Origin of the sequence: Fusobacterium ulcerans ATCC 49185, from assembly GCF_900683735.1 — a bacterium.
Taxonomy (GTDB): domain Bacteria; phylum Fusobacteriota; class Fusobacteriia; order Fusobacteriales; family Fusobacteriaceae; genus Fusobacterium_A; species Fusobacterium_A ulcerans_A.
Genome location: NZ_LR215979.1, coordinates 2,274,825 through 2,299,461, shown reverse-complemented (window position 1 = coordinate 2,299,461; position 24,637 = coordinate 2,274,825). Strand labels below are relative to the sequence as shown.

The window sequence follows — 24,637 nt, the reverse complement described above, 5'->3', positions numbered from 1 at the left end:
TTCCTTTATAGACAGAAAAAAATATTAGATAAAAAATGTCAAGATTATCAAGCTTAAAATATCTTGAGTTATTAAAATGACTACTGAATCTAGTCAAATATATTTTTATTTATAAAGATTAAATATTTTTAATAATTTTTTTAATAAAATTTATTATGAATTATTATTTTTTTCTTTGTAACACAAATGACATAATGGCTTGGTATTATTATTTTATAAATCTTTCCCCAAGATGTTTTAATATATAGATAAAAAAAATCTCCCTAATTAAATTTAGAGAGATTTTTTTATTTAGATTATAATTCTTCTTTTATTATTTTTAAGAATAACTTTTTAATCTCTTCTTTCTTCTCTCCAGGACCAAATATATAAAATGAGATATTACTGAATCTTTTGAAACTTTTCTGTGGAAGAAGATCAGAGAGAAGCTTGTCTTCACCATTAAGAGATACATATATCTTAGCTTCAGATACAGCATGATAGAATTTATTGTATCTTGTTATTATAAATATCTCTCCTTTTTTTAAACTAAGAGTTTCTCCAATTTCTCCAACTATTTTTTTTATTTTTTCATTATCTTTTAATATCTTATCCAATCTGTCTGTTACCAGCTTTTCCAGTTCAAGCTCATCTTCTAGACATTCATATTCATAAATAGTCTTCCATAAAGGTTTTAAAAATTTTCTTTCCATTAGCTGCTTCATAACAATAGAAGTGTATTCAACAGTTTTTCCATTGAGAGAAGCTAAATATGCTTTTCTTAAATGAGAATAAATATCATCATCTATTACTAGATTATCTATTACTGCCTCAGTTGAAAAGAAATCTTTTTTATTCATTTCTTCAGGAAATGTTCCTCTCTGCTCATCATAAAGCTTCATAAAATGACCAAGTATATCTCTTATGATAAATTCAGTGTAAACAGAGATATGGTGGTTATATACCCAAAGATAGAGCAAATCTCTTGAATCGACAACAGACTGCATAGCAGGGATAGCTTTAGAACTATATTTTAATTTTTTATCTTCACCTATGAAAGTACATGAAAAAAGTCTTTCAATATCTATTCTAGGAGCTATGTATCCACTCATATGATTATCTCTGATTAAATAATCAAGCTTATCTACATCTATTGTTTTAGAGTTGACTATTTCCACGAGAATATTTTCCAACCATAAATTTTTATCATGATACTGGTTGCCTATTATTATTCTGCATATTAATTCCATATTTATATTGGGATTTATTTCTGTAAGAGTAGGGTTTAATTTTCTTATAATACAAAGACATGACATTAATTCATGAGGGCTTCCTACAATATTTCCCTTTTTATCTTTAAATATTCTATCAGCTTCTTTTTCATCTGAAAGGTTTTCAATTAATGACTTGTAAATTTCTTCCTTATCATAAAAAGATTCTCCTAAATGAGAAAGGGGAGCATGTCCTACATCATGGAGAAGGGCAGCAAATTTTATATGGAATCTATAATTTTCTATTTGTTTTTTAGATATTCCAAATCTTTCCATATCTTTATTCAAAGAATCAAAAAAATCACAAGCTAGTTTCATTACTCCAAGAGAGTGTTCATACCTTGTATGATTGAGAGAAGGGAAAAGATATTCACAAGTAAGCTGTTTTATTCTTTTCAATCTTTGAAAAGACGGAGTATCCACTATTTTTTGAACATCAATATCTATTGTTATATAACTGTGTATTAAATCTTTAATTACTTTATTTCCCATAATTCTCCTTTCTTTGATATATACTTATAATATATTATAACTTTATTTTTTCTCAAAAGCTAATAATTTAATATTGAATAGTTTTTTAATATAGTTGTAACACAAATGACATAATGGCTTGATATTATTATCTTATAAATCTTTCCCCAAGATGTTTTAATATATAGATAAAAAATAGGACTTTCACAAAATGTGAAGTCCTATTTTTTAGTTATTTATTAGAGAAAACTAAGAAGTGTTTTATATTCAAGGAACTCGACTATTCAACATTCAATTTCATTATATTAATCTAACTTCTATTTGTGAATTTCACGCTTTTTTATGTTTTCTTATTAAATTTAAAAAGCAATTCTTAGAATTTAACAGGAACTATTTTAGAGATACCTATCTCTTTATTCATAGTTACTCCAAATATAGATTCTGATTCTCTCATAGTGTCCTTGTTATGTGTAATAAGAATAAACTGAGATTTTTCAGTAAATTCCTTTAATTTTCCAATAAGTTTTCTGGTATTTTTTTCATCCAAAGCAGCTTCTATTTCATCAAGAAATGTAAATGGACTAGGTTTGTACATAAAAATAGACATTATGAATGCTATGGCTACCATAGATTTTTCTCCTCCAGAAAGAAGAGATAGTGTCTGTCTTTTTTTATTTTTGAATTTTACAAATATTTCAACACCACATTCATCAAAATTTTCAGGATTAATAACCAGAAGTTTTCCTTCAGAGTTATTAAGAGTTTCCATACACATCTGATTAAAGTTAGCATCTATCTCTTTGTAAGCAGTGAAGAATTTTTCGTGAATAGTATCATCAATTTCCTTGATTAGTTCCATTAATATATCTTTTCCTTTAACAAGATCATCTTTTTGAGTAGTAAGAAAAATATACTTGTTGTTTAACTCTTTAAATTCTTCTATTGCTAATAGATTTACAGCTTGGAAATTTTTTAATCTGTTATCCAGAGTTTTTAATCTGTCTTTTAACTCTTTCAGTTTTTCTTCTTCAACTTCTATAGCTTCTACTTCTTCAAGAGTACTAAGAATATCTTTCAGTCTTTCTAAATCAATTTTAGTTCTCTCCAGACTTTCTTCTACTCTGTTGAGGCTATCTCTTTTATGAAGGAGATAACTTTCAGTTTCTTTTCTTTTTTTGTTAAGAGTTCTTTCCTCTTCTGTAAGAGCTTCATTTTTTACTTTTCTCTCTTGAACTTCTGTATTTTCGCTTTCATATTTATTTATTCTTTCTTCAATTTCTGTTTTTAATATTTTTTCTTTTTCTTCCAGAGAAATTATTTCATTTTCAAGAAAAGCAGTCTTTTCTTCCATATTTCTTTTTTCATCTACAAGGAACTCATACTCTTTCTTTTCCCTTTCCTCTTCTCTGTCCAGTTGTCCAAGTCTATCCTGACTATTCATAAAGAGAATTCTTACATCTGAAAACTCTTCTTTTTTCTTTTCAATAGCAGTATTTATTTCCCTGATCTTTTCAGTTTCATGCTCTTCATCAGCTTTGATTTCAGCAATAACCTGATCAACTCTTTCTCTTTCATCTTTAGAACTGTTTATTCTTTTTTCAAATTCCTGACTGTATTTCTCTTCTTCTTCCAGTTCTACCTTCACAACTCTTCTGTCTTTTTCTATTCTTTCTTTTTTCAAAATATAGTCATTATATAGTTCCTCTGCAAGTTTAAGTTGTTTTCTGACTCCATCTTCTAAAGAATCTATCTTATCTATTTCATTTTCAAAATTTTCAAGATTTTTACTTATTTCATTTTGTTCAGTAGAAGCATTTTTTATGGTGCTGGTAAGTTTTTCAACAGTTTCTTTAAGGATTCTTATCTCTTTCTTTCTTTCAAATATCTGACTAGCTGTAGAATTGCCAGAATCCCCTCCAGTTATTCTTCCTCTTGAACTCATAAGCTCTCCAGAAAGAGTTACTACATTTCCCATAAACATATTGTTTTTAACTATTTTTAATGCTGTATCCAGATTTTCAACTATAAGGAGATTTCCAAGAACAAATTCAACTACACTTTTGTATCTTTCATCAGCTGTGACCAGTTCAGCAGCTCTTCCTATTACTCCAGGAATATTTATTTTTATCTCTCTTTTTACAGGGACTTTGATGGTATCAAGAGCAAGGAATGAAGCTCTTCCAGCTTTTCTTTCTTTAAGAAAATTGATTGCTTTTTTAGCTGTATCTCCAGTATCTACAACAATATCCTGTATATTTCCTGGAATTCCAGCTTCAATCGCCTTTTCTAATTTTTCTGGAATAGTTACAAGGGAGATAAATACACCTTCTATCCCAATAATTTTACTGTTAAGTACTTCTTTTACCCCTTTGAAGAATCCTTCATTGTTTTCTTCCATTCTCACAAGAGCTTGGAGTTTAGCAGAATGTCTTTTTTCATCATATTCAGCAGTTCTCACTATTTCAGAAAGCTTGTTACTTCTCTGGCTGAGTTTGCTTATTTCTTCTTCTAGAAATGTTCCTCTTTCTTCAATTTCAATAAGTTTTTTCTCTTTTTCAGCTTTTGAAATTTCAGCTTTTCTTAGTTCTGTTACAGCAGAATTTAATTTGATATCATAAGATGAAAGTTCTTCTCTAAGATTTGTAATTTTAGTGTTGCTTCCTTTTACTCTTCTACTTGAACTTTCTATTTCATTTAGAAGCTTTAGTTTTTCTAGTTCCAGCTCCATAACTTTTTTCTTTTTAAGTTCCATTCCCAGATCAAATTCTTTTTTTGTATTTTCCAGTTCTTTTAACTGAGATTCAAATTTTAAATTTTCTTCTGAAAGTTTTTCTATTTTTTCCTTGAGCGTTTCTCTTTCTTCAACCAACATATCAAGAGATTTTGATTTTTCAGATATTTTGAGGTCGCTGTTTGTCATTCTTTCATGTCTGTCACTGACTTCTCTTTTGTACCCTTCTACTCTCTCGCTTATTCTTACTTTTTCTCTTTCTTTAAGCTCAATCTCTCTTTTTAGTTCCTGATTTTTTCCACTTAATTCTTCAATCTCTTTTTTCAGTACAAGCTTTTCTTTATCGATTTCATCAAGCCTGTTTTCAATTGAATTAAATTCCATTTCCAGTTCAGCAGCTTCAGATGTAAGCTTTTCCTTTACAGCATCCCCATCATCTAATTGAGTCTGTTTCTCATTAAATTCACTGAGGTATATTCCCTTTGCCAGTTTATCTCTTTCATCTTTGAGATTAAGATATTCTTGAGCCTTTCCAGCTTGTTTTTCCACTCTATCTCTGTTTTCTTTTACTTCTCTTAAAACTAAATCTATTTTTTCTAATTCAAGTTCTACATTACTGAGATTTTTTACAGCTTCATTTTTTTTTATTTGAAACTTTTTTATTCCAGCGGCTTCTTCAATAATTCCTTTTATCTCTTTTGAAGATGAACCAATAATACGTTCTACTTTTCCCTGTCCAATAACAGAATAAGCACTTTTACCTACTCCAGTATCAAGAAACAGGTTTCCTATATCTTTTAATCTTGTTTTTACATCATTTATATAGTATTCATTATCACCAGTGGCATAAAGTTTTCTAGTTACTTTTATCTCTTCATTTTCTAATGGGAGAAAAGAATCAGTATTGTCTATATACAATGAAACTTCTGCTGAATTCATTGGTTTTTTATCTTTTCCACCAGAAAAAATGACATCAGAACTTTCCTTTGCTCTGATATTTTTATAGGACTGCTCTCCAAGTACCCATAGGACTGCATCCAGAATATTTGATTTTCCACTTCCATTAGGACCTACAATAGATGTAATCCCTCTGTTGAATTCTATATATACTCTCTCTCCAAAAGACTTGAATCCAAATATCTCAACAGCTTTTAAATACATAATATCTCCTAGTAAGTATGATTTTTATATTTATGATTATATATTATTATTTTAAAATAAAGAATAAATTTATTTTATTTTTAATAGGGAATCTTATTTAAATAAAAGTTTTTAGATTTTTATCCAAGAAGTAAGATTTTACCCTTTCATATAAAGTATAACATTAAAATTATTATCTTGCTATTTTGAATTTATTTTTTATGTTTTTTATATTTCTGATATATTGCAAAAATTTCTTGATATAATTAATAGAAATAATAAATTTCATAATGAAAAAATAATAGTGAAAATTATAATTCTCTAAATAAAAAAAACATCTTGAATTTGTAAATAATCAATTGTAAAGTCCATGATTCTAATATATAATATTAGGTAATTCAAGCATTAATATATTAAAACGATGGAGGCACACAAATGGAAAACCTAAAGTTAAAAGATTTTTTAGACTACAAATATCTTTCTAATCTTGAATTTTCACCAAATGGAGAAAATGCAGGTTTTGTAGTAAATACTACAAATTATGATGATAACAACTATCAATCTAATATCTGGCTTCTAAATAATAAAACTAAAAAATATTCAAAATTGACATCTTTAAATGAGGAAAGATCATTTTTATGGATAGATGATTCTACAATTATTTTTCCAGCTGCAAGAGATGCTAAATTAAAGGAAAAAGTAAGTCAAGGAGAAAAATGGACTGCTTATTATTCAATAAACATCAATGGAGGAGAAGCAGATAAATATATGCAGATTCCTCTTTTGATTACTGCTATAAAGATGATAGATAAAGATAACTTTCTTCTTACAGCTAAATATGACAACTATGGAATTAATTTGAATGAGATGACAGGAGAAGAGAGGACTAAAGCTGTTGCAAAATTAAAAGAGGAAAAAGATTATGAAGTTCTTGATGAAATTCCGTTCTGGAGTAATGGTGGAGGATTTACTAATCAAAAAAGAAATAGACTTTATTTATATAACAGAGTATCTAATGAAGTGACACCATTGACTTGTGAACATACAGTTGTAACTTATTTTTCATATAAAGATGGAAAAGTACTTTATGTTGGAAATGTATTTGAAGGAAAGTTGGAGCAAAGAGAAGGAATATTCTGTTATGATATAGCTTCTAAAAAAACAGAAACACTTCTTCCAATAGATGCAAATTTCAGAGTAAGTTATGCTGAGTTTTTAGAAGATGCAGTTATATGTGCATTAAACGACTGCAAAGAATATGGAATGAACCAAAATCCAAGTTTCTATGTTATTAAAAATGGAAAAGTTGAATTGTTGAAAAAACATGACACATGGATGATAAATACTGTTGGTTCAGACTGCAGATATGGTGGAGGAAAAGCTTACAGAGTAGCTAATGGAAAATTGTATTTCCCAACTACTGTATTTAAAGATTCTTTTTTGAATACTATAGATCTTGCTGGAAATGAAACTGTGCTTACTAAAGCTAATGGATCAGTAGATGCCTATGATGTCCATGGAGATGAAATTCTTTTTATTGGACTTAGAGGAATAAAACTTCAAGAAATATATAGTTTAAAAGATGGTGAAGAAACTCAAATTACTGCATTCAATGAAAATATATATACAGATAAAAAACTTTCTATTCCTGAAAAATGTAATTTTGTAAATGATGGAATTGAAATAGAAGGATGGGTATTAAAACCTGTAGATTATGATGAAACAAAAACTTATCCAGCTATTTTGGATATTCATGGAGGACCAAAAACTGTATTTGGGGAAGTATTTTATCATGAAATGCAGGTTTGGGCAAATATGGGATATTTTGTATTCTTCTGTAATCCACGTGGAGGAGATGGAAGAGGGAATGCCTTTGCTGATATCAGAGGAAAATATGGAACTATTGATTATGATGATTTAATGAAATTTACAGATGTAGTGTTAGAGAAATATCCAATAAAAGCTGACAGAGTAGGAGTAACTGGAGGGTCATATGGTGGATTCATGACTAACTGGATAATTGGACATACAGACAGATTCAGATGTGCTGCTTCTCAAAGAAGTATAGCTAACTGGATATCTAAGTTTGGAACTACAGATATAGGATATTATTTCAATGCAGATCAGAATGCTTCAACTCCTTGGATAAATCAAGAAAAATTATGGTGGCATTCACCAATGAAATATGCAGATAAAGCTAAAACACCTACATTGTTTATCCATTCAGAAGAAGACTATAGATGCTGGCTTGCTGAAGGAATACAGATGTTTACAGCTTTAAAATATCATGGTGTGGAAGCTAGACTTTGCATGTTCAGAGGAGAAAACCATGAACTTTCAAGAAGTGGAAAACCAAAACATAGAGTAAGAAGACTTGAAGAAATGACTAACTGGTTTGAGAAATATTTAAAAGATTAGTTTAAATTTTTAATAAAATATTAGGATGATGTGAATTTATTTTCATATCATCCTTTTTTATTTCTTAGGAAATTATAATTTGATAAATTTGTTGAAAAAATAAAAAATGTTAATTATTTTGTATTCATATTAGATATATTAATTGAATAAGATTAAAATTGACAGCACAAAAAAGCTGATTGTTAATCAGCTATTTAGCGATATTCTTTCCAGCAAATGGAGCCTGTATGTATATTAAAATATGATATTTTTTTAACTTTCATTCTGGTATTACATTTAAAACAATAAAAAGGATTTACTCCAAAAGCTTTCCATATTTCAAGTTGATAAAAAGTAAAATTGGAATATTTAGAGACATATTTTCTCATGAATTTCATGATGTTTTTAAGTTCTGATTTAATATTTCTAGAATAGATTCCAAAGCGCCTAATCATTTTGAAATGTTTAGGGGGAATGTGAATAATTAATTTGGAAAGAAATGTTTCTGCATCTAAAGTAAGCTCAATTCTTTGTTTATCATCAGCAAGACTTTCATAATAGAAAGTAACCTTATTATCATAAAAATCAATAATTTTATATTCTGCGATAGGAGCTCTTGCTAGATATCTGCCAATATATTTAATTGCATAAATATTATTATTTAAATCATTTTTTGCAACATTGAAAAAGAATCTTGTATTTTTGCGATAAAGGTAGTTAGCAGCAGCATAAGCTTTAGCTTTAATTTCAGGCTTGTCATAATTTCCAGATTTAACAATATCAATAACCATTTTTTTCCATTGTCCAGCAATGGAATTGACATGAAAATATTTTTTTTCAAGAAATTGGTAGTTTTTATTGAAACCACCTAAAGTAACAATAGCATGAATATGAGGGTTCCATTTAAGATCGCGTCCAAAGGTGTGAATAACAGTAATCAATCCATAATGAATGATATCTGAGTTAGTAAAGTATTTAGAAGAATATTTTGAAATTTTATGAATTCTTTGATTTTTTGCTTTAATGTTATGAAATTGATATTTAAAAACATCATTAACAGCATAAGCAAGCTTAGTTAAAAGATCTCTATCATAGAAGAAAAACATTCTAAGTTCTTCAGGAATAGTAAAAAGGACACTTCTATGTTTAACATCAATAAGAGAAGTGGAAGTTTTTTCAGTTCAAAGAGCAGAATAACGTTTACCGCAGGAAGGACAAAATCTAGATTTACAAGTAACTTTAATTTTATGCGCATCATGACAATTAGGGCATTGAAGAGAGAGAAAAGATTTATCAATAGAACAAGCTAAGAATTTTTGAATAGTCTGTTTAATATCCTCAAAATGCTCATTTTTAAAATATTTCTTGATTTTACCTAAAAGTGCATGTATGTCTCCCTTGTATAATTAGGGTGGTAACTATATTATACAAAAAAGAGAGCTGAGTAAAACATTTTTTTAAATGTTACTCAGCTTTTTTTATTTCTTAGGAAATTATAATTTGATAAATTTGTTGAAAAAATAAAAAATGTTAATTATTTTGTATTCATATTAGATATATTAATTGAATAAGATTAAAATTGACAGCACAAAAAAGCTGATTGTTAATCAGCTATTTAGCGATATTCTTTCCAGCAAATGGAGCCTGTATGTATATTAAAATATGATATTTTTTTAACTTTCATTCTGGTATTACATTTAAAACAATAAAAAGGATTTACTCCAAAAGCTTTCCATATTTCAAGTTGATAAAAAGTAAAATTGGAATATTTAGAGACATATTTTCTCATGAATTTCATGATGTTTTTAAGTTCTGATTTAATATTTCTAGAATAGATTCCAAAGCGCCTAATCATTTTGAAATGTTTAGGGGGAATGTGAATAATTAATTTGGAAAGAAATGTTTCTGCATCTAAAGTAAGCTCAATTCTTTGTTTATCATCAGCAAGACTTTCATAATAGAAAGTAACCTTATTATCATAAAAATCAATAATTTTATATTCTGCGATAGGAGCTCTTGCTAGATATCTGCCAATATATTTAATTGCATAAATATTATTATTTAAATCATTTTTTGCAACATTGAAAAAGAATCTTGTATTTTTGCGATAAAGGTAGTTAGCAGCAGCATAAGCTTTAGCTTTAATTTCAGGCTTGTCATAATTTCCAGATTTAACAATATCAATAACCATTTTTTTCCATTGTCCAGCAATGGAATTGACATGAAAATATTTTTTTTCAAGAAATTGGTAGTTTTTATTGAAACCACCTAAAGTAACAATAGCATGAATATGAGGGTTCCATTTAAGATCGCGTCCAAAGGTGTGAATAACAGTAATCAATCCATAATGAATGATATCTGAGTTAGTAAAGTATTTAGAAGAATATTTTGAAATTTTATGAATTCTTTGATTTTTTGCTTTAATGTTATGAAATTGATATTTAAAAACATCATTAACAGCATAAGCAAGCTTAGTTAAAAGATCTCTATCATAGAAGAAAAACATTCTAAGTTCTTCAGGAATAGTAAAAAGGACACTTCTATGTTTAACATCAATAAGAGAAGCGGAAGTTTTTTCAGTTCAAACAGCAGAATAACGTTTACCGCAGGAAGGACAAAATCTAGATTTACAAGTAACTTTAATTTTATGCGCATCATGACAATTAGGGCATTGAAGAGAGAGAAAAGATTTATCAATAGAACAAGCTAAGAATTTTTGAATAGTCTGTTTAACATCCTCAAAATGCTCATTTTTAAAATATTTCTTGATTTTACCTAAAAGATTTGTTATATTGATTTTAGAGATAATATGTTTGATTTGCATGTATGTCTCCTTTGTATAATTAGGGTGGTAACTATATTATACAAAAAAGAGAGCTGAGTAAAACATTTTTTTAAATGTTACTCAGCTTTTTTTATTATAAATTATTAATAATGTTTTCCTTCTAAAGTTTTTTCTAAACTGAAATCTTCTGATTTTATTTTTTCAATATCTATTTCTTTTACTAATGCCCAAGGATAAAATCCGTTAAAAAATATAAATGACAATTATCCTAAATATGCATTATCAATAGATAATTTAGATTCATATAATGTTGAAGGAATAAGAAGAGAGAAAATCATAATTTTTTTCTTTCATCCAAAACTATTTAACAACAAAATTTAAAATGAATTTACATAATTAAAAGACTAACCATCTTTAGATTTCAAACCTGTTTCTGATTCTATGAGATGATTTTTTATTTTAACTTCTATAAATCCCATGCTATAATACAGTAAAAAAAGGGGGGGAAAATGAAGGTTGGATTAGTTGCATCTTCATCATACATAGAAAAAATAAATATGGTTGTAAAAAAAGAATTTGACCAAATAAATATAACCAATATTATTTATGATGATTACAAAAAAGTTCCTGAAATGTTGGAAAAAATCCAAAAAAAATATGATGTTTTGATGTTCACAGGAATGCTATGCTATAAATATGCCTTACAACACATTCAACCTGAGACTATCTGGGAAAAATTCCCTCGACATGGTGACAGACTCCTAAGAGCTTTACTGGAAGTTATAGAAAGAGGATATGATATAAAAAATATAAGTTTTGATACATATTCTAAAGATGTTCTGGAGGAAATATACGCTGAAATAGGATTTGCTCAGGATTTAAAAATTCAGGTAATCAATGAGTCTATACTAGATGTAGAGTATAATAACAGGGTTTTTGAATTTCACAGGACAAATTATAGGCAGGGAAAAACAAGTTGTTGTATAACTGCATTGTATAAAGTTACTAAAATGTTAGAAAAAGAGGGAATACCACATATTGTAGCAGTTCCTACTTACAATACCATAAGAGAGTCCTTTAAAAAGGCATATCTAAAATATCAGGCAAAAATCAATCAAAAAAGTCAGTTAGTTGTTTTATCAATCTGTATAAATATTCCAAAAGAGTATTCAATCAATGATAAAAATGAATATAGATATATTTTAGATAAAATGAAAGTATCAGAACAGATTTATTTTTTTGCTCAAAAGATTCAGGCAGCCGTAATAGAACCATCAAAGGATAGTTATCTACTCTTCTCCACTAAGGAAATTTTGGAGTCTGAAACAGATAATTTATACAATATAGAACTTTTTGAAAATTTAAAAAATCAGATTTTTAATTCTATCTCTATTGGAATAGGATATGGAGAAACTGCAATAGAAGCTAAATATAATGCAAATATTGCCATGGAAAAAGCAAAACAGAAAGGTGAAAATATCCTCTATGTTATATACAGTGGCAATAGAATCTATGGTCCTATCAAATACAATAATACAGATGATTCTTTAGAGATAAACAAAAGATTTTATAAAATAGCAGATGAATCTCAAGTGAGTCTAAATAAAATATTTCAAATCTATAATATCATAGAAAGAGAACAAAAGAAAAACTTTACTTCTAAAGAGCTGGCAACTAAATGTGGGATATCAATAAGAAGCATGGACAGAATAATTGAAAAGCTGGAAAATGCTGGATATATAGAAATTGTAGGAAAAAATATTATAACTCAATATGGAAGACCAAGCAGAATAATAAAAATAAATTTTAATTAAAAAGCTGAAAAATTAGTGAAATACTTGCTGAATTTTTCAGCTTTTTTTATATAAATTTCATAAAATTCACTTAAAGACAATATTAAGACAATATACAGTCAAAAGTCTTTATGATATATTGTAAAAAACGAATTAAAAATGTAACAAAATATATAAAAATGGAGGAAATGTATGGAAACTGGATTGAAATTAAATGAAATAATGAACAGCTATGGAATGTGGATAGCATGCAGTTTTATGATGTTAGTACTTATAATTCAAAGTGTCCTCTTTGTAAAAGTAAGTTTGAAAGAAAGTAAGAATCTGGGAATGGATCAGCAGAAAATAAAAGAGGGAATCAGATCAGCAATGGTGACTTCCATAGGTCCTACTGTGGCTCAAATAGTAATACTAATGTCTTTAATAGCAGTAGTTGGAGCCCCTAATGCTTGGATGCGTATCAACGATGTAGGAGCAGGAAGATCAGAAATTGCTCAGGTATCTATAGGAGCCAGTGTATTTGGAGTTGAGCCTGGAGCAGCAGGCTATGGAGTAGAAGCATTCAGTTATTCTCTATGGGCAATGGCATTAAACAATGTTGGCTGGATGATAATGGCACTATTATGTGCTGGAAAAATGGGAATTATGGTTGAAAAATTAAATACTAAATATGACCCTAAATGGATAAAACTATTGATGAAAGGTTCTGTATTGGGAGTATTTGGATATCTATTGACAAGCAACATAATTGGAAAACCGAACTACTATATACTGGCAGCAGTAATATCTGCAATTGTAATGCTGGCTCTAGGAAAATTATTTGGAAAAAATCAGAGAATTCAAGAAATTTCCTTAGGAATTGCAATGCTCTGTGGAATGCTGATAACAAATGCAATAAAATTATATCTTTAAAGGGAGGAAATTTATGAGCAGTTTTACTAAAGCATCTATTAAAATAGGAACCATCACTTTATCACTGGCAATTATTTTTAACTTCTTTCCAGTACTTTATTTGGCAGTAATACACCACGTTTTTCCTTCAAAATTCATAACACTGTTTGTACTTGTTGCTTCTGCCAGATTTGTTAGCTGGATAGTACAACCATTATCATACTTTGGAGTATTGGGAACTGGGGGAACATATATGTCATGGTTATCTGGATCTGTTGGGGATATTCGTATGCCAGCAGCCAGAATGGCACAGAAGGTAACTGGGTATGAAGGAGGAACTCCAGAGGGAGATGTTATAGCTACATTGGGAGTAGCAGCTTCAAATTTTATAACATTCAGTTTTCTTAGTATATTTGTTCTGATTGGAGCAGGGATAATGCCTTATCTTCCTAAATTTATTCTAAGTTCATTTACATATATATTACCATCTCTATTTGCAGCAGTATATATAGACATGATGTCTAAAGATAGAAAAATAGGTATACTTACTATAATATTAACTGTACTTATTTTCCTTGTTCTACCTAAACTGGGAGTACCTAGTGGTATAGTAACTCTATGTACAGTAATTGGAGGAATCAGTAGTGCCAGATTGGTTTATGTTATGAACAAAAAAAATAATAACTAGGAGGAAATTATGCTGGATATAAAAATCATAAATGGAAAAATAATTGATGGAACAGGGAAAGAGAGATATAGAGCTGATATAGGAATTAAAGGAAATAAAATAATAAGAATAGGAAAAATAGAAGAGGATGCAGAAAAAATCATTGATGCTGAGAACAAACTGGTTTGCCCAGGATTTATAGATATACATACACACTCAGATGTATCAGTGATATATGACAGATGCGCCAGCAGCAAGATAAGAGATGGGGTAACTTCTGAAGTAATAGGCAACTGTGGTATAGCTGTAGCACCTATTTTTGAGGAAAAGAAAGATTATTTGCTAAAATATCTTGCTACTCGTCTGATAGGAAGTATTCCTGTGGAATTAAAATTACCATGGAATACTCTAGATGAATATTTCGATTTTATTGATAATACTCCTCCTGCTGTAAATATTATTCCTCTGTTAGCTCAGGGGGTAGTGAGAATAAATGAAATGGACTTCTCCAAGGCAGCTCCAACAGATGAACAATTAAACAATATGAAAAAAATAGTAAATGAAAGTATGAAAGCTGGAACTTTTGCTATCACATCTGGGTTAGTTTATCTGCCAGGAGATTATACCAGTACAGAAGAACTAATAGAATTATGCAAGGAAGTAAAAAAATATAATGGGTATTATACTACCCACATGCGTACAGAAAGTGACGGAATATTTGAGGCTTTAGAAGAAGCTATAACTATAGCGGAAAAAAGTGAGATTCCTTTACACATATCACATTTGAAAATAGCTGGATTGAAAAACAGGGGAAAAACAGATCAATTATTACAAAGAATAGAGAAAGCTCAGGCAGATGGATTGGATGTGACTTTCGATGTATATCCATATGATGCTGGACTAACTTCACTCTCTTCTCTACTACCTCCATGGGGATTTGAAGGAGGAGTTGAGAAGCTGATAGAGAGACTTAGGGAAAAAGAAATCAGAGAACAGATGCGTGAAGATATAAAGACAGGAATCAAAGGCTGGCAGAATTCTATCAGTACTTTAGGTTCATGGGATGAAGTAGTGATAGCATCTGTTTTCAATGAAGAAAGTCATTTATTAGAAGGAAAATCAATTAGAGAAATAGCAGAGATGTGGAAAAAAGATCCATTGGAAACAGTTTTTGACATAGTACAAAAGGAAAAAGGGAGAGTACAGGTAATATTGAAACGTATGTCAGAAAATGATGTTAGAGAGATAATAAAACATCCTTTAGCAATAGTGTGTTCAGATGCTATGAGTCTATCTGAAACAGGAATTTTATCACAAGGGAAACCACATCCAAGGGCTTTTGGAAGTCATGCTCGTGTTATATCAAAATATGCAAGAGATTTGAATCTATTTTCAATAGAAGATGCAATCAAAAAAATGACTTCTATGCCTGCCAATCGTCTTGGATTAAAAAATAGGGGTATTCTGGCAGAAGATTATTATGCTGATATAACTATTATTGACTTGGAAGAAATAGAAGATAGAGCAACTTATGCCAATCCAAAACAATATTCAAAAGGAATAGATACAGTAATAGTTAATGGAAAAATAGCACTTATAAATGATGAGGAAACAAAAGAATTTTCAGGAGTAGTTTTAAAAAGAGGTGAATAGTTATGGATATAAAAATTTTATTTGAACCGCCTTCTTTAATTGCATTGATTCCTATGATAGTATATTTGATATTAGCATTTAAAGAAAAAAACAGTACAGGTGCTACTGGAGTTGCTATTATTTTTGGATATTTTATAACAAGACAAAGTCCAGAATCAATAGGAAAATTATTTGCTAAATCATTGGGTTCATCATTAGGAATAGTTGGATTTATAATCATACTGGGAAGTGGTTTAGGACATCTAATGACAAAAACTGGAGTCAGTCAGACTATGGTCACTTGGATAATAAATAAGATAGGGGTAAACAATGAAAAAAAGGCTATTTTAGCAGTGATGTTTTCATGTGTCCTGATTTGTGGACTGCTAGGAACATTAGCTGGTGGGTGCTCTATAATAGCTCCCATTCTAATACCAGTTGTAGCTGCTGTTGGTCTTACTCCAAGTACAGTTGGAGCTGTTTTCCAAACCTCAGGGGAAACTGGGCTCATATGGGGACCATTTACAGGACCAGTAGTAACCTTACTGGCTATAACAGGATTATCATATAGCAAAATGATGATATGGGCCGCCTTACCTTTTGGGATAATCTGGCTGATTTCAATATATTTTCTAGCTCTGAAAATACAAAAAAAAACAAGGGGAAAAGAAAAATATGATTTGACTAAAGAGCTTGAAGAAAAATTTGTTCCCAATCAAAAACAAAAAAGAACAACTACTCTATTTTGTATCTCGTTTATGGTAATGGTGGGATATGGACTGCTTACAAAACAGGGAACAAACTATACAATTATTGTAATGCTAATTCTTTCTTCTATAATAGGAGTAGCTGGAGGTTTAGGTTTAGATGATACTTTTAAAGAGTTAGGAATAGGAATATCAAAACAGGCAAAACTATTTTTACTTTTCATATTCTTAAATGTCTTTATGGAGTTAATAAACATTGGTGGAGGATTTGAAGCATTAAGTAATTTATTTATGCCATTAATAAATAAAGGAGGAAAGACAACTCTTGTCATAGTGGGAAGTATAGTTGGTGCATTTGGAATAAATGGAGCAGCAGTGGCTCAAATGCAGATAACACATGATCTGTTTTTACCAGCTTTAAAAGTCACAGATGTCCCTATGGAAATGTGGGCGATAGCTCTAATTGCAGCTTCAAGAATAACAAGTTCTATCTATCCAGGAACTAATATGATTAGTCCTATGGGAATTGCCAGATCAAATAATATCAAAGCGATGCTCTATGCAGGATGGGGAGTTTCAATGGTTGTTCTTATCTATATTTTCATCTGGTCTTTCGTCGGAATGAAATTATTCTAAATATTTACTTCCTAAAAACTAAATCTAAAAAGAGACCATGCAGATTAATTTTCACTAATCTCTGGTCTCTTTTTTTCAAGTGTTTGTTAAATACAAAGTAGAATACTACAGTTGGAGTCACAGCTTCTATAAAATCACATAAAGGTCGAGTGTAGAAAGCATTTCTAGTCCCTATAAAAATCAGTGAGAGTAAACATATATCCACAAACATATGTTGATTTTCTAAACATCGAAAGAAAAAAACTATCTTTATTCTTCCCACAGCAGTAAATCCATCTACAAAGCAGTACTGGAATGAAAGTAGTAGAAAAAATATACAAATTGTAGGAGATTAAGTCTGGATTAATTTTAAAATAAAAAAGACAACCTACAAGTTGCCTCAGGCTGTAGATGATTAAAATTATCTATAGTCTTTGGTCTGCATTCCAAGAGATAATATTCTATTTTTTATATATTCACATATTTTTTACAACAGAATATAAAAAAAATACAGAAATTTTAATAAAAATATTCTTTTTAAATCCAGGAAAAACAAAGGTTTAAGGGGAAATAATATTTTTTTACACAATTTTTACATAGAATTAACAATAGAATAACATTAGAATGATAGTATATTTTTCAGTTGAAGATGTTTATAAAAACTTAGGAGGAAGAATGTATTTAGATATCATTTTTAATGTTCTTGGGGGATTGGGAATATTTCTTTATGGAATGGATAGTATGTCATCAGGAATGCAGAAATTAGCAGGACAGAGATTAAAAAAAATACTTGCATTATTAACAACAAACAGAATTATGGCCATACTTATGGGAATGGGAGTAACTATGTTGGTTCAATCATCATCTGTAAGTACAGTTATGACAATCGGATTCGTAAATGCTTCATTACTGACGCTTAAACAGGCACTTGGAGTAATATTTGGAGCTAATATAGGAACTACAATAACAGGATGGATACTTGTATTGAATATAGGGAAATATGGGCTGCCAATTGTTGGGGCAGGAGCTATATTATATATGTTTTTAAAAGGAGATAGGGCAAAAACAAAAGCTCTTACTTTTATGGGGCTTGGAATGATTTTTTTAGGACTTCAATTAATGAGCAATGGATTGAAACCTATTAGAAGTATGCCAGAATTTGTGAGTATGTTTCATATGTTCTCTGCTGATACATATTTTGGAGTAATAAAAGTTGCAGCAATTGGGGCATTGATAACTGCTGTTGTTCAATCATCATCTGCTACACTGGGTATTACAATAACTCTTGCAGTTCAAGGACTTATTGATTATCCAACAGCTGTTGCTTTAGTTCTTGGAGAAAATGTTGGAACTACAATAACTGCTATACTCGCAACATTAAATGCAAATGTAAATGCTAAGAGAGCTGCTTATGCTCATACTATTATAAATACTTTGGGAGTTATATGGGTAACAGCAGTCTTTCCATATTATTTAAAATTTCTTTCAAATTTTGGAAGTCCAGAGGCCAATATAACTATGGCAATAGCCACAGCTCATACAATGTTTAATGTGACTAATGTGATAATATTTACTCCTTTTATAGGGGTTATGGCTGACCTTTTAACTAAAATAGTAAAAGATGATGGAAAAAAAGATGAAAGAGTTACTAAAATTGATTTTCTTATGCTTAAAACTCCAAGCGTGGTTGTAGGGCAGACAAAGACAGAAATACTTACAATGGGAAAATATATTGAAGAAATGTTTGGAGCTCTAGATAATATTTATATAAATGATGAATTTATAACTGAGGAAAAAGTAGCTCAAATGAGAAAAATAGAAAATGATCTAGACCTTTTTCAGAAAGAAATAACAGATGCAAACTTTGTGATATTGAATAAGAATATAACTGATAAAATGAAAATGGATACTAGAAATAATCTGGAAGTGTGTGATGAATATGAAACTATCAGTGATTATCTCATGAGAGTAACTAATTCGCTTAAAAAACTCCAGGACAACTCTATAAGCCTTACTGATGAAGAAAAAAGTACATTGAAGGAATTTAATGAAGATACAAGAGAACTATTTAGAAATGTAAATACAGCTTATGCTTTAAAAAATAGAGATATACTTGTGAAAGCTATAACCAAAGCTAACAAAATAACTGAAAAATATAGAAAGGCAAAACAGATACATCTTCAAGATGGTGGACAGGAAAATCCAATAGCTATGCTTACTACAAGTTATATGGATATTTTAAATCATTACAGAAGAGTAAGAGATCATATCTTTAATATTATAGAGGTATACAGTATCTAAAATAAATTTAAATAGGTAGAATGACTTAAAGTAAAATTTAGCTTTCAGTCATTCTTTTTTATTAGGATTAAAAAAATGTATTCTTGAAATAATAGATTCTTATAGTATAATTGATATAGAAAATATATAAAAATGGGGGCATAAAATTGAAAAAAATAATTTTGGGTCTATTTATAGTTACAAGCCTTTTATTTGGAGAAGAGTTAAAAAAGGATATGAATGGAAGACTTGTTGATCAAATGGTGCTTGCAACTCTTTGGATGCAGAAGTCAGGAGAATATAGAGCATTAGTGTATCAGACTTTTAATACAGCAAAATTATCTTTTGATAATATAAAAGCAAAAGATGGAAAGAAAAAGGCAGTGGTGTCTGATCTCGATGAAACATTGGTAGATAATGGAAAAATGGCAGGGTGGCAGATAGAAAATGGGGTGACATACAGTTCAGATGCATGGCACAAATGGGCTCAAGCAAAGGAAGCAGAAGCTATACCAGGAGCTGTTGAATTTTCAAAATATGTAAATGAAAATGGTGGCAAGATGTTTTATATATCTAATCGTTCTCATAAGGAATTTGATGCTATAAAGGAAAATCTCATAGCTTTAGGATTTCCAGAAGTTACAGAAGAAACTCTTTTACTGGTAAAAGAAACATCAGATAAAGCAAAAAGAAGAAAGCAAATAGAAAAAAGTGGATATGAAATAGTAATGCTTTTAGGGGATAACTTAGATGATTTTGATTCTGAAATTAGGAAAAAAGGCAATGAGGAAAGAATAAAACATGTGGATAAAAATAAGGCTGAATATGGAGTTAAATATATAGTTTTTCCAAATCCAATGTATGGAGATTGGGAGGGAGGACTATATAAGGATTATTGGAAAAAGACTCCAGAGGAGAAACTTGAGTTAAGATACAAAAGTTTAAAAATATGGAATGGAGAATAATATGATAAAAATAACAGGGCATGCAAAACTTGTATTTGATTCACTTTATGATGGAATACTTATAGTAGATAAAGAAGGGATAGTAAGATACATAAATCCTGCATATACAAGAATAACAAAAGTAGAAGAAAAAAATATAATAGGAAAATATCTTTCTGAAGTACGTCCTGGAAGCCGCCTTACAGATGTTGTAAAAGATGAAAAAATGGAACTGGGAGCTCACAGAAAGATGGGAGAAGTAGAATATCTTGTAAATATGGTGCCTATTTATGAAAATGGAAAGGTTATAGGGGGAATATCTCTTCTTAATGAACTGATAGATATTTATAAGCTTACAGAAAAATTAAATCTTTCAAAAATAATAATTCAAAATTTAAAAGAGCATGTAAAAACATTAGGAAATGGGAAATACAGTTTTGATGATATTATAGCTGTAGATGAAAAAAGTATGGAAGTAAAAGAATTTGCAAAGAGAATAGCTCTGGCTGATTCTAATGTATTGATAACAGGGGAAAGTGGAACTGGAAAAGAACTTTATGCAAGTGCTATTCATAATTTCAGTCCAAGAAAAGATTTTCCGTTTATTCCTGTAAATTGTGCTTCTTTTGAGAAAAATTTAATAGAGAGTGAACTTTTTGGTTATGAAGAGGGGTCTTTCACAGGAGCGAAGAAAAATGGTAAGACTGGGTTGTTCCAACTTGCCCAGGGAGGAACTCTGTTTTTAGATGAGATAGGAGAACTTGAATATGGACTGCAGGGAAAACTTCTTAGAGTGCTTCAGGAAAAAAGTATAAGAAAAATTGGTGGATCAAAAGAAATACCAATAGATGTAAGACTGATTTGTGCTACTAATAAAAATCTGGAACAAATGATAGAAGAGAACACTTTCAGGAGAGATCTTTATTATAGAATTGCAATAATGCCTATGTCTATACCTCCATTGAGAGAGAAAAAGAATGATATAAAAGCAATAGCAGAAAAATTTCTCTGTGATCTTTCAATGAAATATAGGAAAGAAGTAAGATTAAATGAAAATGCTTTGAAAGTATTAAAAGAATATGACTGGCCAGGAAATATAAGAGAATTAAAAAATATTGTTGAATTTACATTTAATATGGCTGAAGGAAATGAAATAAAAGCTGAACATCTTCCAATAACTATAAAGAATGATATAAATGAGAATGAAAATATCCTCCCTCTTAGTGAAATAGTAAGGAAAGCAGAGCAGAATTATTTGAAAAAAGTAATAGAGATATATGGTGACAGTGTAGAGGGGAAGAAAAAAACAGCTAAAGCTTTGAATATATCTCTTGCTACATTATATAATAAACTGGAAAGATAATGTTTGTTTCTAAAAAACTAGAAATAGAACAGTAATTATTTCTAAAAAATTAGAAACATGTATTTAAGAATTATTAAGTTGTAAAATTGTCAATGTGAATGATCAAAAAGCTAGATTATATTTCTGCTTAAAAGTCATTCACATTTTTATTTCTAAAAAATTAGAATTTTTTTTATATAAAATTTATTTTAAATTTTCTGAACCCTGATAAATCAAGGCAATTAAAAAATATTTACTATGGCATAGGATTTGCTTTATATTTTAACAAAGAAAATGTCAGACGAAAATAAATATTAATAAAATTAAGGGAGGAAAATATGGTAGCGGCTTTAGGATTTATAACGATCATTGTACTATTAGCAGTAATAATGTTGAAAAAAATGTCTCCATTAGTAGCACTTATATCTGTGCCTGTAATAACAGCACTTATAGGAGGACATGGGTTAAATATTGGAAAATATATTAATGATGGGGTAAAATCAATAGCTCCAACTGGAACTATGTTTATCTTTGCAATCTTATTCTTTGGGATTCTTACAGATGCAGGAACTTTCCAGCCGATAATTGATAAAATTTTAAAAATTGTTGGTAAAGACCCAATAAGAATAGCAATAGGAACAGCAATACTAGCTATGATAGTACATCTTGACGGTTCAGGAGCAGTAACATTTCTGGTAACAGTTCCAGCAATGCTTCCTCTATATGAAGCTTTAGGAATGAGAAAAACTACTCTTGCTACAATAGTAGCACTAGGAGCAGGGGTAATGAATATCCTTCCATGGGGAGGACCTACAATCAGAGCAGCAACTTCTTTAAAAATACCAGTAACAGAACTTTTTAATCCTTTACTTATACCTGTTTTAGCAGGAATATTATTTGTTCTTTTTGTAGCTTTTAAATTAGGAAGAGATGAAAAAGTTAGAATTGGAAATATAGAAAATATAAATATTGATACAGAGAATCTGGGAGAAAAGAAAGAAAGCAGAAACTTTATTGTAAATATTTTGACGATAATAGTTGCAATAGTAGTTCTTGTATCAGGAAAATTATCTCCAACAGTTGTATTTATGATTGCTTTCTGTATCTCAATAGTAATAAACTTTCCTTCTGTAAAAGAGCAGAAAGAAAGAGTGGATGCTCATGCAAAAGCAGCTCTTATGATGGCGAGTATATTATTTGCAGCAGGTGCATTTATTGGAATTATGCAAAATTCTGGAATGATAACAGAGATGTCTACAGTTATAGTAAAAACAATTCCTAAATCATTGGGAAGTTATATGGCAGTTATTACAGGAGTAATAAGTATGCCAGCAAGCTTACTGTTTGATCCAGATTCATTCTACTTTGGAGTACTACCAGTTCTTGCAAGTACAGCTCAAGAATTTGGAAGTTCAGCAATAGCAGTTGGAAGAGCGGCTATATTAGGACAAATGACGACTGGATTCCCAGTAAGTCCTCTTACAGCGTCAACTTTCCTTTTGGTTGGATTGACAGGAGTAGAACTTGGAGAACATCAAAAGAAAACAATTCCATATGCGTTTTTAACTACAATAGTAATGCTTATAGTAGCAATAGTAACAGGTGCTTTATATAGATAATTAACTTCAGGAGGTTAAAATGAAAAAAGTAAGAATAGGTTCAGGAGCAGGTTATGCTGGAGATAGAATAGAGCCAGCTGTAGATTTAATGCTCAATGGAAATATTGACTATATAGTTTTTGAATGTCTTGCAGAAAGAACAATAGCAATAGCTCAACAGGAAAAATTAAAAGATCCAAACAAGGGATATAATGGTCTGCTTGAATATAGATTTGAGAAAATACTTCCTATATGCTCAGAGAAAAAAATAAAAGTAATAACTAACATGGGAGCTGCTAATCCATTGAGTGCTATCAAAAAAATTAAATCAATGGCAGAATCTATGGGAATAAAAAATCTTAAATTAGCAGCAGTAATTGGAGATGATATATCTGAACATCTTGGAAAATACCTTGATCGTGATATATTAGAATTAGGTATGCCTTTAAAAAATCTAGAAGATAAATTAATATCTGCAAATGTATATTTAGGTGCTGATGGAATAGTAGAGGCATTGAAAAATGGAGCAGATATAGTAGTTACAGGTCGTTGTGCTGACCCTGCAATATTCATGGCTCCATTGATTTATGAATTTGGTTGGGATGTAAATAATGCTGATTTAATTGGAAAAGGGATTATGATAGGACATCTTCTTGAATGTGGAGCTCAGGTATGTGGAGGATATTTTGCAGTACCTGGATACAATGAAGTAAAAGATCTATGGAATGTAGGATTCCCTATTGCTGAAGTAAGTGAGAATGGTGAAGTAGTAATTACAAAAACTGAAACAACTGGTGGACTTGTAACTACTCACACTTGTAAAGAACAGCTTATATATGAAATACATGACCCAGCAAATTACTTAACTCCTGATGGAGTAGCTGATTTTACAACTATTTCATTAAAAGAAATAGGAGAAGATAAAGTATTACTAACTGGAGCAACAGGAAAAGAAAAACCAAAAACTTTAAAAGTAAGTATTGGATATAGAGATTGCTTTATAGGAGATGCTGGAATCAGCTATGGAGGTTCAACTGCTTATGCCAAAGCAGCTCTTGCAGGAGAAGTAGTTAAGAAAAGATTAGAGTATACAGGAGTAAAATTTGAAGAATTGAAAATAGATCTTTTAGGAGTAAATTCTCTTTATGGAGATACTATTGGAAGAAAATTATGTGATCCATCTACTTTAGGTGAAGTAAGATTGAGAGTAGCAGGAAGAACAGCAAATAAAGCAGAAGCAACTAAAATAGTAAATGAAGTAGAAACTCTTTATACTAATGGACCATCTGGTGGCGGAGGAGTAACTAAGAGCGTAAGTGAAGTAGTTTCAATATGTTCTATATTTGTTCCTAGAGAAGATATAAAAGTCGAAGTTATGTATGAGGAGGTTTAAA

Annotated in this window: 15 protein-coding genes and 2 pseudogenes; 11 read left to right on the top strand and 6 right to left on the bottom strand. The window is 29.9% G+C overall.

Annotation, left to right across the window (positions count from 1 at the left end; translation table 11 throughout):
• Positions 1–296: 296 nt before the first annotated feature.
• Both E0E45_RS10290 and smc read right to left on the bottom strand, forming a co-directional pair.
• Entirely contained in the window at positions 297–1,742 is a 1,446-nt protein-coding gene (locus E0E45_RS10290; protein ID WP_130891075.1) for an HD domain-containing protein, read from the bottom strand.
• Positions 1,743–2,094: 352 nt separating this feature from the next.
• On the bottom strand, positions 2,095–5,613 hold the full coding sequence (gene smc / locus E0E45_RS10285; RefSeq protein WP_130891074.1) for a chromosome segregation protein SMC: 3,519 nt from the start codon (positions 5,611–5,613) through the stop codon (positions 2,095–2,097).
• 414 nt (positions 5,614–6,027) lie between these two features.
• On the opposite strand from smc, the gene E0E45_RS10280 reads away from it, so the two are divergent.
• A complete protein-coding gene (locus tag E0E45_RS10280; RefSeq protein WP_130891073.1) occupies positions 6,028–8,010 on the top strand; it encodes an alpha/beta hydrolase family protein in 1,983 nt (660 codons plus the stop codon).
• 194 nt (positions 8,011–8,204) lie between these two features.
• Here the strand turns inward: E0E45_RS10280 and E0E45_RS10275 are convergent.
• The 4 genes and pseudogenes from E0E45_RS10275 to E0E45_RS10260 form a co-directional block, all read right to left on the bottom strand.
• Positions 8,205–9,155, bottom strand: a pseudogene (locus E0E45_RS10275) (IS91 family transposase); the annotation flags it as partial.
• Positions 9,156–9,170: 15 nt separating this feature from the next.
• Complete coding sequence (locus E0E45_RS18100) at positions 9,171–9,359, bottom strand: transposase zinc-binding domain-containing protein (RefSeq protein WP_420026343.1); 189 nt, start codon at positions 9,357–9,359, stop codon at positions 9,171–9,173.
• A 245-nt stretch (positions 9,360–9,604) separates the two neighbouring features.
• Positions 9,605–10,555: pseudogene (locus E0E45_RS10265) on the bottom strand (IS91 family transposase); the annotation flags it as partial.
• A gap of 15 nt (positions 10,556–10,570) precedes the next feature.
• The gene (locus E0E45_RS10260) at positions 10,571–10,813 is read right to left on the bottom strand and encodes a transposase zinc-binding domain-containing protein (RefSeq protein WP_130889764.1); all 243 of its coding nucleotides are present in this window, start codon (positions 10,811–10,813) and stop codon (positions 10,571–10,573) included.
• Positions 10,814–11,283: 470 nt separating this feature from the next.
• On the opposite strand from E0E45_RS10260, the gene E0E45_RS10255 reads away from it, so the two are divergent.
• The 10 genes from E0E45_RS10255 (at position 11,284) to E0E45_RS10210 (ending at position 24,636) form a co-directional block, all read left to right on the top strand.
• A complete protein-coding gene (locus E0E45_RS10255; protein WP_130891072.1) occupies positions 11,284–12,588 on the top strand; it encodes a winged helix-turn-helix transcriptional regulator in 1,305 nt (434 codons plus the stop codon).
• 171 nt (positions 12,589–12,759) lie between these two features.
• Complete coding sequence (locus E0E45_RS10250) at positions 12,760–13,479, top strand: DUF5058 family protein (protein ID WP_197730055.1); 720 nt, start codon at positions 12,760–12,762, stop codon at positions 13,477–13,479.
• Between the two features lie 13 nt (positions 13,480–13,492).
• Positions 13,493–14,146, top strand: a complete 654-nt coding sequence (locus E0E45_RS10245) for a hypothetical protein (protein WP_130891071.1) — start codon at positions 13,493–13,495, stop codon at positions 14,144–14,146.
• Positions 14,147–14,155: 9 nt separating this feature from the next.
• Positions 14,156–15,778 carry an N-acyl-D-amino-acid deacylase family protein gene (locus E0E45_RS10240; RefSeq protein WP_130891070.1) on the top strand — a complete coding sequence of 541 codons (1,623 nt, stop codon included), beginning with the start codon at positions 14,156–14,158 and terminating at the stop codon, positions 15,776–15,778.
• Positions 15,779–15,780: 2 nt separating this feature from the next.
• Positions 15,781–17,100 carry a TRAP transporter large permease subunit gene (locus tag E0E45_RS10235; RefSeq protein ID WP_130891069.1) on the top strand — a complete coding sequence of 440 codons (1,320 nt, stop codon included), beginning with the start codon at positions 15,781–15,783 and terminating at the stop codon, positions 17,098–17,100.
• A 654-nt stretch (positions 17,101–17,754) separates the two neighbouring features.
• Positions 17,755–19,380 (top strand): Na/Pi cotransporter family protein, encoded by a 1,626-nt coding sequence (locus E0E45_RS10230; RefSeq protein ID WP_130891068.1) that lies wholly within the window; start codon positions 17,755–17,757, stop codon positions 19,378–19,380.
• A 146-nt stretch (positions 19,381–19,526) separates the two neighbouring features.
• Complete coding sequence (locus tag E0E45_RS10225) at positions 19,527–20,324, top strand: 5'-nucleotidase, lipoprotein e(P4) family (protein WP_130891067.1); 798 nt, start codon at positions 19,527–19,529, stop codon at positions 20,322–20,324.
• 1 nt (position 20,325) lies between these two features.
• Positions 20,326–21,666 (top strand): sigma-54 interaction domain-containing protein, encoded by a 1,341-nt coding sequence (locus E0E45_RS10220; RefSeq protein WP_130891066.1) that lies wholly within the window; start codon positions 20,326–20,328, stop codon positions 21,664–21,666.
• Positions 21,667–21,983: 317 nt separating this feature from the next.
• Complete coding sequence (locus E0E45_RS10215) at positions 21,984–23,264, top strand: CitMHS family transporter (RefSeq protein ID WP_130891065.1); 1,281 nt, start codon at positions 21,984–21,986, stop codon at positions 23,262–23,264.
• 19 nt (positions 23,265–23,283) lie between these two features.
• Entirely contained in the window at positions 23,284–24,636 is a 1,353-nt protein-coding gene (locus tag E0E45_RS10210; RefSeq protein WP_130891064.1) for an acyclic terpene utilization AtuA family protein, read from the top strand.
• The last annotated feature ends 1 nt before the right edge of the window (position 24,637 follow it).